The 12,324-nt window shown below is 64.1% G+C and carries 15 protein-coding genes; 7 read left to right on the forward strand and 8 right to left on the reverse strand.

The genetic code is table 11. The annotated features are described in order from the left end of the window. Positions 1-156: 156 nt before the first annotated feature. The 4 genes from JS531_RS04905 to JS531_RS04920 form a co-directional block, all read right to left on the reverse strand. Positions 157-882 (reverse strand): ABC transporter ATP-binding protein, encoded by a 726-nt coding sequence (locus JS531_RS04905; protein WP_214313520.1) that lies wholly within the window; start codon positions 880-882, stop codon positions 157-159. 1 nt (position 883) lies between these two features. Beyond that, positions 884-2,104, reverse strand: a complete 1,221-nt coding sequence (locus JS531_RS04910; protein ID WP_214313522.1) for an FtsX-like permease family protein — start codon at positions 2,102-2,104, stop codon at positions 884-886. A 20-nt stretch (positions 2,105-2,124) separates the two neighbouring features. Continuing rightward, complete coding sequence (locus tag JS531_RS04915; RefSeq protein ID WP_214313529.1) at positions 2,125-2,526, reverse strand: DUF4418 family protein; 402 nt, start codon at positions 2,524-2,526, stop codon at positions 2,125-2,127. 129 nt (positions 2,527-2,655) lie between these two features. Continuing rightward, positions 2,656-5,319 (reverse strand): UvrD-helicase domain-containing protein, encoded by a 2,664-nt coding sequence (locus JS531_RS04920; RefSeq protein ID WP_214313531.1) that lies wholly within the window; start codon positions 5,317-5,319, stop codon positions 2,656-2,658. 217 nt (positions 5,320-5,536) lie between these two features. On the opposite strand from JS531_RS04920, the gene JS531_RS04925 reads away from it, so the two are divergent. The 3 genes from JS531_RS04925 (at position 5,537) to JS531_RS04935 (ending at position 8,246) form a co-directional block, all read left to right on the forward strand. Then, positions 5,537-6,118 carry a xanthine phosphoribosyltransferase gene (locus JS531_RS04925; RefSeq protein ID WP_214313533.1) on the forward strand — a complete coding sequence of 194 codons (582 nt, stop codon included), beginning with the start codon at positions 5,537-5,539 and terminating at the stop codon, positions 6,116-6,118. A gap of 92 nt (positions 6,119-6,210) precedes the next feature. Beyond that, entirely contained in the window at positions 6,211-7,569 is a 1,359-nt protein-coding gene (locus tag JS531_RS04930) for a nucleobase:cation symporter-2 family protein (protein ID WP_214313577.1), read from the forward strand. 98 nt (positions 7,570-7,667) lie between these two features. Beyond that, the gene (locus JS531_RS04935; RefSeq protein ID WP_214313535.1) at positions 7,668-8,246 is read left to right on the forward strand and encodes an RNA 2'-phosphotransferase; all 579 of its coding nucleotides are present in this window, start codon (positions 7,668-7,670) and stop codon (positions 8,244-8,246) included. 226 nt (positions 8,247-8,472) lie between these two features. Here the strand turns inward: JS531_RS04935 and JS531_RS04940 are convergent, their stop codons facing one another. Together JS531_RS04940 and JS531_RS04945 are read right to left on the reverse strand one after the other, a co-directional pair. Next, positions 8,473-9,102 (reverse strand): Abi family protein, encoded by a 630-nt coding sequence (locus JS531_RS04940; RefSeq protein ID WP_214313537.1) that lies wholly within the window; start codon positions 9,100-9,102, stop codon positions 8,473-8,475. A 254-nt stretch (positions 9,103-9,356) separates the two neighbouring features. Then, positions 9,357-9,815: an ASCH domain-containing protein gene (locus tag JS531_RS04945; RefSeq protein ID WP_240542035.1), complete on the reverse strand. Its 459-nt coding sequence runs from the start codon at positions 9,813-9,815 to the stop codon at positions 9,357-9,359. A gap of 196 nt (positions 9,816-10,011) precedes the next feature. Here JS531_RS04945 and JS531_RS04950 point away from each other — a divergent pair, with 196 nt between their 5' ends. From JS531_RS04950 to JS531_RS04960, 3 genes are read left to right on the forward strand one after another with little or no spacing between them, the layout of a single operon-like run. Next, positions 10,012-10,383, forward strand: a complete 372-nt coding sequence (locus tag JS531_RS04950; protein ID WP_214313541.1) for a hypothetical protein — start codon at positions 10,012-10,014, stop codon at positions 10,381-10,383. 13 nt (positions 10,384-10,396) lie between these two features. Beyond that, the gene (locus JS531_RS04955) at positions 10,397-10,543 is read left to right on the forward strand and encodes a hypothetical protein (RefSeq protein WP_214313543.1); all 147 of its coding nucleotides are present in this window, start codon (positions 10,397-10,399) and stop codon (positions 10,541-10,543) included. Continuing rightward, positions 10,530-10,697, forward strand: coding sequence for a hypothetical protein (locus tag JS531_RS04960; protein WP_214313545.1), 168 nt, complete (start codon positions 10,530-10,532; stop codon positions 10,695-10,697). The genes JS531_RS04955 and JS531_RS04960 overlap by 14 nt, the downstream gene beginning before the upstream one ends. Before the next feature lie 159 nt (positions 10,698-10,856). Here the strand turns inward: JS531_RS04960 and JS531_RS04965 are convergent, their stop codons facing one another. Further along, positions 10,857-11,345, reverse strand: coding sequence for a GNAT family N-acetyltransferase (locus JS531_RS04965; protein ID WP_240542036.1), 489 nt, complete (start codon positions 11,343-11,345; stop codon positions 10,857-10,859). Next, the gene (locus JS531_RS04970) at positions 11,336-11,605 is read right to left on the reverse strand and encodes a DUF1778 domain-containing protein (protein ID WP_214313547.1); all 270 of its coding nucleotides are present in this window, start codon (positions 11,603-11,605) and stop codon (positions 11,336-11,338) included. Before JS531_RS04970 ends, JS531_RS04965 begins: the two co-directional genes overlap by 10 nt. Before the next feature lie 164 nt (positions 11,606-11,769). Between JS531_RS04970 and JS531_RS04975 the strand changes: the two genes are divergently transcribed. Next, the gene (locus JS531_RS04975; RefSeq protein WP_214313549.1) at positions 11,770-12,150 is read left to right on the forward strand and encodes a hypothetical protein; all 381 of its coding nucleotides are present in this window, start codon (positions 11,770-11,772) and stop codon (positions 12,148-12,150) included. Positions 12,151-12,324: the final 174 nt, after the last annotated feature.

Raw genomic sequence — 12,324 nt, forward strand, 5'->3', positions numbered from 1 at the left:
TCGTCGTGATCGCTCACGAGCGGCCGGAACCGTTTGTGCTCCCGGCTGCCGACCCGTTGACGGGCTAAGACTCCAGACGGCGTCGCCTTGCGGCAGACACCAATCGTCCAATATACACCCGGGGTCTGGACCGTCCCCGCGGACAGCGCGTCGGCGTCATGCGGGCAGGGCCTCGGACAGTCGGCCGGCGTCCATGCGGTGGATGCGGTCGACCGCCTTCAACGCGTCGGGGTCGTGGGTGACCATGAGGATGGCCGTGCCGTGGTCCGCGGATTCGCGCAGCAGTCCCATGACGATGCCGGTGCTCTCCTGGTCGAGGTCGCCGGTGGGTTCGTCGGCGATGAGCAGTCGCGGCCCGTTCATCAGGGCACGTGCGATGGACACGCGGCGCGCCTCCCCTCCGGACAGTTCGCGCGGACGGCATCCGGCGAGGTCCTCGACGCCGAGGCGACGCAGCAGGCCGAGCGCGCGGCCGACGACGGCGTCCTCGTCGTCACGTCCCCCGCTCCGGCCCGTCGCCTCGTCCGGGAACATCGTGGCGGGGAGGACGACGTTGTCGAGCACCGTGAGGTTGGGCAGCAGCGTCTGGCCCTGCGTGACGAATCCGAGCGTCCGGTTGCGCAGGACGGACAGTTCGCGGTCGCGCAGCTTCGAGACGTCGCGTCCGTCGATCGCGGCGAAGCCGGACGTGGGCCGCACGAGTCCGGCGATCATGTTGATGAGCGTGCTTTTGCCGTTGCCGGACCTGCCGACGATGGCGACGAACTCCCCCTCGTCGACGACGAGCGAGACGTGGGATACGGCGTCGAACGGCTCGCCGCGCCGCGTGAAGCGTTTGGTGAGGTCCTCGACGTGCAGGAGGTGGGGAACCGGAACCGTCATCTCACTCCCCTTCCCTCAAGGTCAGGTACGCCTCGGGCCGTGCGAGCCGGCGCATCGACACCAGGGAGGCGCCCGTGCCGGCGAGTGTCGCGAAGGCGAGCGTCGCCGTGGCCACCGCGGCGATGGCGATCGGCCCGGCCTGCAGATACGGCAGTTCCAGCCGTTGGCCGATCAGCGCGCTGAACGGGAACAGGGCGAGCGACGCCGCCGCGACGCCGATCGCGCCTCCGGCGATGCCGATGATCGCCGATTCCCGTGCGATGACGCCGTAGAGCATGCCCCGGGTCGCGCCCATGATGCGTAGGGACGCGAACTCGCGCTTGCGTTCGTTGGCGGATGCGGCGAAGACGGCCAGGAGGACGATGACGCCCATCGCCCACAGGGCGGCGACGAAGACGGCGACGTAGCCGACGAGCGTGCCGAGGGCGGACTTGGCCGCCGCGGTCACGCCGCCGGGGTACACGTATCCGAGACGTTCGAAGTCCGTGTCCAGTCCTTTGATCGATGCGGCGACCTGCTGCGGCTCATAGCCGTCCTTCACTTTGATCATCACGGCGGAGACGGCCTTGCCGGCGTATTCGGCGGGCATGGCGCGCCTGGAGGCGGCGGCCGAGGCCTCCACCATGTCGGGCACGGTGTCCTGGTTGATGAACACGGAGTTGTCGAGGCTGGTGCCGGTGTTGGCCAGCTGGGCGACGACCGGCCATTTGCGGCCATAGAGTTCGATGGTGCCGTCGGTGGAGACGTTGACGTTCGCGCCGGCGACCATCTGCCCGTCCTCCAGCTCGCCGTCGAATTGGGAGGCGACCCACGGTTCGATGACGAAGTCGGTGGCCGGGTCATAGCCGATGATCTGAAGCTTTTCGGCGCAGCATGCGGCGGCGAGCGAGGCGATGTAGGTCTGTTCGCTTGCCTGTTCGATGCCGTCGGCCCGTTCGACGGCTCGCGCGACGTCCTTGGTGAGGTAAAAGGTGCTGGGGGTACCGTCGGTGAGCAGCGCCTCGGCCTTGGATTCGGTGTTCTGCGGCACGACCATGAGGTCGGCGCCCAGGCGCCGTTCCATGCTGCGCATGCCGTTGCCGAGGTTGATGCCGAGCATCGACCCGCCGAAGAACGCCGCGGCGAGCACGGTGACGACGACGAGCAGGGCCGCGGTGCGCAGCGGCCGACGTTTCAGATTCTCCAGGGGCAGGCTCCCCGGGGTGATGATGATGGATGCCATGGGCGTGCGGCCTGTTCCGGTCAGCGGCGCGCGGTTCCGGCCCGGGAGTCGAGCCGGATGGCGATGGCCGCGAAGATGACGAGCAGCACGCCGAGCACGATGAGCGTGGGCAGCATGACCATGCGGCAGTGCATCATCGCACCCTTGCAGATGCCGACGAGCACGGTGGGCACGGCGAACAGCAGCACGGCGTCGACGATCACCGCGATGTTGAGGCCGACGCGGACCTTGGGTTCGACGAACAGCGCGATGACGCCGAGCGCAAGGATGGCCACGCCGATGCCGGTGGCGGCCTGCTGCGAGTAGTGGCATGCGCCGGGCGCGCCGTGGCCCTGGCATGCGTGCGCGAAGGTCTGCGGCGCGACGGCGATCAGGGCTCCGAGCACGATGGATGGCAGGGACGCGAACAGCTTGTTCTTCATGGGTTTCTCTGTCTCTCTACTGCGTGGGTCGCGCGGCCGATGCGGCCGGCGAAAGAACGTCACGCATTATGAGCAGATGCACCGAGGAAAAACAAGTCTTGACTTCCTTGGGTTTTCTGCTACGGGGGGTCAGAGCTTCTCTATCGGCGCCACGCGGAGCATGAGGCGCTTGACGCCGTCGGATCCGAAGTCGACGGTGATGACCGAGTTGCGGCCCTTGTCCTGCACGTCGACGACCTTGCCGAGGCCGTAGCGGTCGTGGGTGATGCGGTCGCCGACGGCGAAGTCCGCGATGTTCAGCCCGTTGTCCTGCGCGAGCGAGGATGCGGGCGCGGCCTTGGCGTTCGTCTTCGGCGCGACGCGTCGGGTCGTGACCTTGCCGGAGCGGGAGCCGGAGCGCGACGATCCGGAACCGTACGAGGAGGAGCCGTATGACGACGAACCGTACGAGGAGCCGGAACCGTATCGCCCGCCTCCGCGGGAGGAACGGCCCGAACCGGAGTCGTACGACGACCGCGAACCCGATCCGTAGGACGAGCCGGAACCGTAGGAGGAACGGCGCGAACCGGACCCATAGGACGAGGAACCATACGACGAGGAACCATACGAACCGTACGACGAGCCGGACCCGCCGAACGTGGCGCCGGAGGAGGGGAAGTCGTCGTCCCAGCCGCCGAACTCGTCGTCGCCGTCCCACGAGGAGCGCATGCGTTCCACGCCGGCCTCGCGGCGTTTCCATTCGATGAGGTTCTCGGGGATCTCGTCAAGGAACTGGCTGGGCATCATGTCCGCGGCCTGTCCCCATTGGGCGCGCACGGCGGCGCGCGTGACGTACAGGCGCCGCTTGGCGCGCGTGATGCCCACGTAGGCGAGGCGGCGCTCCTCCTGCAGCTCGCTCGTGTCCTCCATGGAACGCGAATGCGGGAACGTGCCCTGTTCCATGCCGGTGAGGAACACCACCGGGTATTCGAGGCCCTTCGCGGTGTGGAGGGTCATGAGCGTGACCTTGCCGGAGTCCTCGTTCTCGCCGGGCAGCTGGTCGGAATCGGCCACGAGGGCCGTGGTCTCGAGGAATCCGGCGAGCGTGGCGTCCGGCGTCTTCTGCTCGAATTCGGCGGCGGTGGACTGCAGCTGGGAGAGGTTCTCCACGCGGGACTCGTCCTGCGGGTCGGTGGATTTGCGCAGCTCGGCGAGCAGGCCGGACTTGTCAAGCACCTCGGCCACGATCTCGCTCGGCTTCGTGACGTTCGCGCGGGCGAACGAGGAGAGGCCGGCCATGAGGTCGCGGAACGCGTGCAGCTGGTTCAACGTGCGGGTGGGGATGCCTTCGATCTCATCCATGCGCATGAGGCCGGAGAAGAAGCTGGCGCCGTGGGCGCGCGCGTACTCGAGGATGATGCCTTCGGCGCGTGCGCCGAGCCCGCGTTTGGGCACGTTGAGGATGCGGCGCAGGTTCACGTCGTCATCCGGGTTGACGATGGCCTGCAGGTAGGCCAGCGCGTCCTTGATCTCGCGACGCTCGTAGAACTTGGTGCCGCCGACCAGCTGGTACGGGAGCCCTGCGTTGATGAGCGCCTCCTCGAGGGAGCGGGACTGCGCGTTTGCGCGGTACATGACGGCCATGTCCGAGTAGGCGGTGCCGTCCTCGGCGTGGAGGCGGGCGATCTCGCCGGCCACCCACTGGGCCTCCTGTTGCGCGTTGTCCGCCGCGTAGCCGACGATCGGCTCGCCTTTGCCGAGCGCGGTCCACAGCTTCTTGGGCTTGCGGCCCTCGTTGTGGGAAATCACCGCGTTGGCCGCGTCGAGGATGGTCTGCGTGGACCGGTAGTTCTGTTCGAGCATGATGGTCCTCGCGTTGGGGAAGTCCTGCTCGAAGTCCTGGATGTTGCGGATGTCGGCGCCGCGGAACGCGTAGATGGACTGGTCGGAATCGCCCACCACGGTGATCCATGCGGGGCCCTCGCGCCCGGCGGTGGGGCCTTGCCCCCGCTCCCCCGAGTCCACGCCGGCAAGTTCGCGCACAAGCACGTACTGCGCGTGGTTGGTGTCCTGGTACTCGTCGACGAGAATGTAGCGGAACTTGTGGTGGTAGTAGGCGGCCACGTCCGGGTGGTCGCGCAGCAGCTCTACGGTGCGTACGATGAGGTCGTCGAAGTCGACGGCGTTGGCGAGGGCGAGCCGATGCTCGTATTCGGCGTAGACGACGGCGTACAGCGCCTCGACGTCGCCGACGGTGCCGATCTTGTAGCCGCGCTGCCCGGGTTTGAAGTCCGGCGCGTACGTGGCGAGCTGGGTCTTCCAGCCGATGAGCTGGTTCTTGTAGTCGGAGATGCGGCCGAGGATGGAACGCGGCGTGTACCGCTTCACGTCGATGTTGAATTCGGTGGCGATGATCTTGACGAGCCGTTCGGAATCGGCGGAGTCGTAGATGGAGAAGCCGTTCTTGAGGCCGATCTCCTTGCCGTCGCGGCGCAGAATCCTCACGCAGGCGGAGTGGAAGGTGGACACCCACATGCGCTGGGCCACCGGGCCTATGAGCGTTTCGAGACGTTCGCGCATCTCGGCGGCTGCCTTGTTGGTGAAGGTGATGGCGAGGATCTGGCTGGGCCATGCGCCGAACTGGCTGAGGATCCATGCGATGCGCCGGGTGAGTACGCGCGTCTTGCCCGAGCCGGCGCCCGCGCCGATGAGCAGCGCTTGGCCGCGGTACTGCACCGCCTGGGACTGCTGCGGGTTGAGGTCGCCGACGAGTTCGTCGGCTCCCCTCACGATGACGTCCGGATCCTGCTGCATGCCGCTCCCCTTTCGTGTCCGTGCCATGTCCATGCCGTGGTTTTCGGCCATCCATGTCTACCACATGCCGTCGTCGGGCGGGCGATATGCTCCGGTTTCGATGCGTCCCGGCGCGTCGGCGTCCGTCGCGCCCTGCGAAGGCTTTCGGCATGGTCACCGATACGGCGTAGACTGGCTGTTCATCCATCCGTTACCCGTAATTCGTCAAAGGGGTTGTATGAAGGAACTCGAGGAGCGCATCCGCAAGGAGGGCACCGTCAAGCCCGGCAACGTGCTGAAGGTGGACGCCTTCCTGAACCACCAGTGCGATGTGACGCTGTTCGATCATATGGGCGCGGCCTGGGCGGAGCATTTCGCCGGCAAGACCATCACGAAGATCCTCACCATCGAGGCGTCCGGCATCGGCATCGCCTGCGTCGCGGCGCAGCATTTCGGCGGCGTGCCGGTGGTGTTCGCGAAGAAGGCGCAGTCCATCAACCTGGACGGCGACCAGTACACCACCACCGTCTACTCCTTCACCAAGCAGAAGGAGTTCCCGGTGATCGTCGCGAAGAAGTACCTCAACGCCGGCGACCATGTGCTGCTCATCGACGACTTCCTCGCCAACGGCAAGGCGCTGCGCGGCCTCATCGCCCTGTGCGAGGCGGCCGGAGCGGTCGTCGAGGGCATCGGCATCGCGGTGGAGAAGGGCTTCCAGGGCGGCGGTGACGCGCTGCGCGCCGAAGGCTACGACGTCGACTCGCTCGCCGTCGTCGAATCGATGGACGCCGAGACCGGCGACATCGAGTTCCGCGCCTGACCATCCGGTTTTCCGCGTGACTTCACGCATGGCTCCCTTCCGCAAGGGAGCCGTTTTCATGAGATAGAGAGATAACGAAACCCAAGAGAGGAATCATGGAGAAGAACACGAAATCCTCCGGCATCTCGATGGAGGCGCTGACCTCCCTCGACGCGCCGGTCTCCTTCTGGAAGGGCATCCCCTTCGGTCTGCAGCACGTCATGGCGATGTTCGTCGCGAACCTCGCCCCGATCTTCATCGTCGCCTCCGCGGCGAAGATGAGCGCCGAACAGTCCGCCGCCGTCATCCAGGCCGGTCTGCTGGTGGCGGGCCTCGGCACCTGCCTGCAGCTGTACGGCGCGTGGCGCATCGGCTCGAAGCTGCCGATGGTCACGGGCATCTCGTTCACGTACGTGGCGGCTGCCGTGGCGATCTGCGCGGACAAGGGCTACGGCGCGGTCGTCGGCGCCGTGCTGGTGGGCGGTCTGCTGGAGCTGGTGCTGGGTCTGACGGCGAAGTACTGGCGCCGGTTCGTCCCGCCGATCGTCTCCGCCATCGTGGTCACGTCGATCGGCTTCTCGCTGCTCAACGTGGGCGCCACCTCGTTCGGCGGCGGTTCGGGCGCGAAGGACTTCGGTTCCTGGCAGAACCTCACGCTGGGTCTCATCTCGCTGGTGGCGTGCCTCGCGTTCCAGCTGCTCATGAAGGGCACCGCCAAGCAGCTGTCCGTGCTGTTCGGCCTGGTGGTCGGCTATGTGGCGGCCATCTGCATGGGCAAGGTCGATTTCTCCGGCTTCCAGAATCTCGCCATCGTGTCCGTGCCGCAGTTCATGCCGTTCAAGCCGGTGTTCGACTGGGGTGCGATCATCTCCCTCGGCCTGCTGTACGTCGTCTCCTCCGTGGAGGTGCTCGGCGACACCGCGGCCCTCACCAAGGTGGGTCTGAACAGGCTCCCCACGGAGAAGGAGACCGCGGGCGCCATCGCCGGCGACGGCCTCATCTCCTCCGTGTCCGGCCTGTTCGGCTGCCTGCCGCTCACCTCGTTCGCGCAGAACATCGGCCTGGTGGCGATGACGAAGGTCGTCAACCGCAAGGTCATCCTCTCCGGCGGCCTCATCCTCGTGGTGGCGAGCTTCGTGCCGGCCATCGCCGAGGTGTTCAACTCGCTGCCGCAGGCGGTGCTCGGCGGCTGCACGATCATGATGTTCGGCAACATCATCCTCTCCGGCTTCCAGATGATCGCCGAGGCGGGCTTCACGCAGCGCAACATCACCATCGCCGCGCTCTCGCTCACCATCGGCATCGGCTTCACGCAGGTGAGCGACATCTTCGACCAGTTCCCGGCCCTGTTCCAGCAGATCTTCGCCTCGAACTGCATCGCCGTCGCGTTCGTCGTGGCCGTGATCCTCAACGCCGTCCTGCCGAGCGAGGAGCACTTCCTCTCCGCTCCGAAGGAGACGCAGGAGGACTGACCCGCAACACGGTCCACCACGAGATGGGGCTCAGCGGCTTCGGCCGCTGAGCCCCATCTCGTATAATCGAATCCCACGGACACGGAAGAAGGCATGCCATGCGACGTGACACGCAACACGACGGACAGGACGCGGCGGCCGATCTGACGCGAATCAGCAGATTCATAAGTCTGATCCTGCGTCACAAGCCGGAGGCCATCGGCATCACGCTGGACCGGCACGGCTGGGCCGACGTGGACGCGCTGATCGCCGGCATCGGCAGGGAACACCCAGAGTTCGACCGGGCCATGCTGGAGGAGATCGTACGCACCGACGACAAGCAGCGGTATTCCTTCAACGAGGACGGGACGAAGATCCGGGCGAACCAGGGCCATTCCATCCCGGTGGACGTGGAACTACCTGAAACCGAGCCACCCCAAACGCTGTATCACGGCACCGCCCAACGGTTCACCGCCTCCATCGACGCGAACGGGCTGTTGCCCGAGAGCCGTCTGTACGTCCACCTCTCCCCTGATGCGCAGACGGCGCAGAAGGTGGGCAGCCGGCACGGAAAGCCTGCGGTCTATCTGGTCGACGCCGCGCGGATGCGCCGTGACGGCCACGTCTTCTACCGTTCCGTCAACGGCGTATGGCTGACCAAGACGGTTCCCGCGCCGTACCTGCATCGTCTGGAGTAAGCCGGGCGGAGAACAACGTCAGCGCTCAGCCATCCGCGATTCCCGGCCGTATCTGGCTCACGCCCGGTCTTCGCGCCGTCGAGGATGAGCCCGACCAACCGGTCGCGTTCCGGCCCCGGCATCATGAACTCGGCCTTCGGCAAGTCCGCAACAATCATGAAGCCCATACTAACGAGCGTATGGCCCCGCGGATGTCACTCACGCGAAACATACTGAGAAGTCGGAATTAGGGACGCCTCGCACGCAATGTCGCCACTCGTGATTGGCCGCGTATCCAGTCGGCGGCCTTCGGGTCGATGGCGCGGGCAATCCAGTCTAGATTGACGCACTGCTCATCCAGATAGTGTTGTTCGTCGGCAAGGCTGTCAAGCACGATGTGCTCCTGATGCGACAGACGGTTACGCAGGTCGCGCATCGTCTTGACATGGCTCTCGAACATGGCACGCTTGCGAGACGGATAGTTCGGCATGCCGCAGTTCGCCGGGTCGCGAAGCGCCCTCCACACGGTCCGCTCCAATCTGGACGAGAGCAGAAAGCACCATGATCCGAGTGACATGTCGGCAATCACACGCCCCGGCGTGACCGGTTTGCCAGAGTACCGTATCTGACGTTCGATTTCGTCGATTGAGTTCTCAAACCGTCTCGCTTTCGACGAGTTGAACCGGAATCGCGCGTCGTCCCGGTACCAGTCATCGTGTCCGCAGGCCTTGGCGAGGCGAACGGACATGAAGTTGCGCAGCAGCACCTCCACGTGTGCGATGTCTTCGAGCAGAGCTTTGGAGACGCGCCCGTTCCATACGTACAAGCCAACCACGTCGCATCCGGTGGCCTGTGCGGAACGCACATAGGTGTCCATGCGTTCGACGGAGAACCATCGTTGCAAATCGGCGAGCGTAACAGGTTGACTTTCGGGACTCATGCTGGCTATACTGCTGGCGAATGCCCCGGAACGTCACTCATGCGAAATATCATGAAACCCCGGGGATTTTTTTGTGATTATAGGCTTGATGGTCATTCGACGCGGGTGTGGAAGTTGATTATTTGGAGGCTGGGGGTGCGGCGGAAATCTGGCACTGTGTCGTGCCCATGATTCGAGCCATCCGGCCGCGATTATCGGTTGAACTTGGACGTGTCCGTTTCCGGCCCGGGTGTTTCCGTTTCCGTCACCGCGAAGTGCTCCAGCACCACGAGGGTGTCGTCGTCCAACGGGAACGTCGGATCGGAGAACCCGGCACGGTATTCGTCGGAGTTCCAGAACGCTTCGTGCGTGCGCCGCCATTGCGCCGCGGTCGCATCGCCTTCGCCTTCGTCGATCGCCTGCCGGTCGGTGACGTCGGCCAGCCGCACGACGCTGACGTCGGTGGTGGTCAACACCGCCACGCCGTGGTCATCGGAATCCACCAGCACGGACCGGTTCCCAATCTTCGGCAATGCTTCGTCGCATTCGACATAGTCGATGAGCAATGTCGCGGTGGCGGTCTTCGTGCCGTCGAGAATGAGCCCGACCAACCGGTCGCGTTCCGGTCCCGGCATCATGAACTCGGCCTTCGGCAGGTCCGTAATAATCATGAAGCCCATACTAACGAGCGCAAGGATGTGGTCTGGTTTTTGTTCCGTGTCATAGCAGAGGCGGAACAACAACCAGGCACATCAGAGCAACGTCAAAGCATCACACCGCAAATGTCTGAGACGCCAGGGCTTTCCGCACCTATAATCGAAGCACAGGGGCCGATCATCCACGATGGTATCCGAAGGAGAACAGCTCATGCCCACACTCCCCAATGTCCGGAAACCGGACGACGACACTGCATACCTCGGTACCGAGAACGGTTTCACCGTGTTCAAGCATGGATCGACCCGCATCCGGTTCAGGGCACCCTATTCGCTGGAACGGTACACCGCGGTCAAGCAATGGGACGGAAACGGCTACCTCGTCGTGGATGCGAAATACAGGCACGACACCGCGCCCGAAGAGGAATACACCGACTTGGCCCCTATACTCAAGGATCTGTACATCGACGCCGACCGGTTCCTGAAGCCGATCAAGAAAGTGGAGATAGCCCATGCCTGGCATCGAAGCAATCGCCAACGCCGCGAAGATGATCGTCAACGGGTATGCGTTCACCAGCACCAATGACGGACACATCCGGGTGTTGAATCTCAACGACCCCGATTCGGCCGTAGTGCTCGACCGTGCGGGCGACGTGCTGGAAACCAGCATGGACGATATGGAGGCCGGCATCGTGCAGGACTACTACCGGAACAACAGGGAGTTTCTGGAGGATGACCATGCCTAAGTACTTCCAGTTCATGGTCGCCGGATACTTCCTGTACTTCACGTCGTTCTGCGTCATCGAGTGCATGCACGTCCACGCCAGCGACACCAAACTCACCGAATCAGGATCCGCGAAATTCTTCGTCAAGGCCAACGGCGACACCACACTCGAGTGACAGGGCAGACTCACCACGAAGGAAGTCGCTACCATCCGGAAATTCATCAAGAAGAACTATCGGGAGATGTACCTCAAGTGGAAGGAATACAGCACCGAAGACTTCTACGGGGAAATCTGAGGTGGCGCCCACGTTTTGGATGCCGAATCAATCGATGAATCACACCAATCTGAGATACATGCCGTCACTGCCGGGGATCGGCTTGAACCCGAAATGCTCATAGAACGATCGGGCACTGTCATCATAGGGGTCGACGATTACGGCACGCGAGCCGAGTTGCCGGCTTATGGCGCGAGCTCGCATGATGGCATCCTGCAGCAGTTTCCAGCCAAGTCCATCCCCTTGGAAGCGCTTGTCGACGCCGAGCATGCCGATGAGGATCGCGGGGATCCGATCGGGCGTATTGCGGCGCAGCCAACCGCCCAATACGCTGTCCCTGTTCACCGAATAGGCGCTGAGGGTGTAGAAGCCGGCGATCTCCCCTTCGGCGGTGGTCGATATATAGGGCACCGCGGTACCGTGTTTTACGGCGCTCAAGGCTCGCCCGTGAGCCCAATCGTCGATAAGCGCAACGCCGCAGGAGAAATCCTGCATATCGTCGTTTTCCTCCAAACGTCGCGGCTTCAGGAAGGAACGCGTCAAGCCCATTGCGGGTCCCTCGCCATCAATTCCTTGGCCGCGTCAGGTACGGGAGCCTCCAACGCAGCCAGGAAAGCGTCGAATGAGGCATCGTCCAGTCGCAAGGTCGTTTCCTCGTCGATATCGCGGCGTGCGGCTTCGATGAGGTGACGCGCCGTCCATTGGGTGATTGTCGAGCCGGTCAACGCAGCGGCCCGCTCGATAAGCGCCCGCTGCTCTTCGGTGAGACGGATATCCAAACGTGATGATTTCTGTATGATTGTCGCCATGCCCCAATTGTACGTCAAAAATACGTACATGATGTGGCGACGAGTAGCCCACGACGCGACGCCGCGACCGGTCACCGTCCGACGTCCAGCCTAGGTTAGAACATATGTTCGATACCATTATTCGAATATTTGTTCGACTGTAGTGCAGGGATTCGAGGTGCATCATGTTCTGGAGGATCATCACCCATGTCTGCGGGCATCAGGAACGCATCAGCGCCGACGGCCCCTATGTGGTGGTCGAGCAGCGCATCCGCAAGGCCGAACAGTCCATGTGCGACTCCTGCGCCGGGCACGTCAATCGTTGGGACAACGAGCTCAAGGGCTTCTGCGATCTGTGGGGCACGCAGCGCGACTGCGACCGGGCCGAACCGATACGACGTCGCACCCTCAACCAGGTCGACGCCCTCGCACGTCACGCCCGCGCAGGCGAGCACGACGCGTTCGCCGAACTCCGCAAACAGGTGCTGCGTCGCGACGACGCCGCATGGTGGATCGAACACAAAGACGACGCCATCGCCATGCTGGCGCAGAACATCGAACTCTAGGAAGAGGAAATCACGGACGGGCGGCGGGTGAGACCGGAATCAATCACCCCATTACCATGTTTGGTAGGTCCCGGTGGTCGGGGCCGGGTCGCCGGTTCCGGTATGACTGTCTCGCCCTGTCGTTGATGATCCGGGGGGTGTTGTCGCCGGGAGCGGGGGCATCCGATGACCGCT

It is taken from the genome of Bifidobacterium sp. CP2 (genome assembly GCF_018555635.1).
GTDB classification, from domain to species: Bacteria; Actinomycetota; Actinomycetes; order Actinomycetales; family Bifidobacteriaceae; genus Bifidobacterium; species Bifidobacterium saguinibicoloris.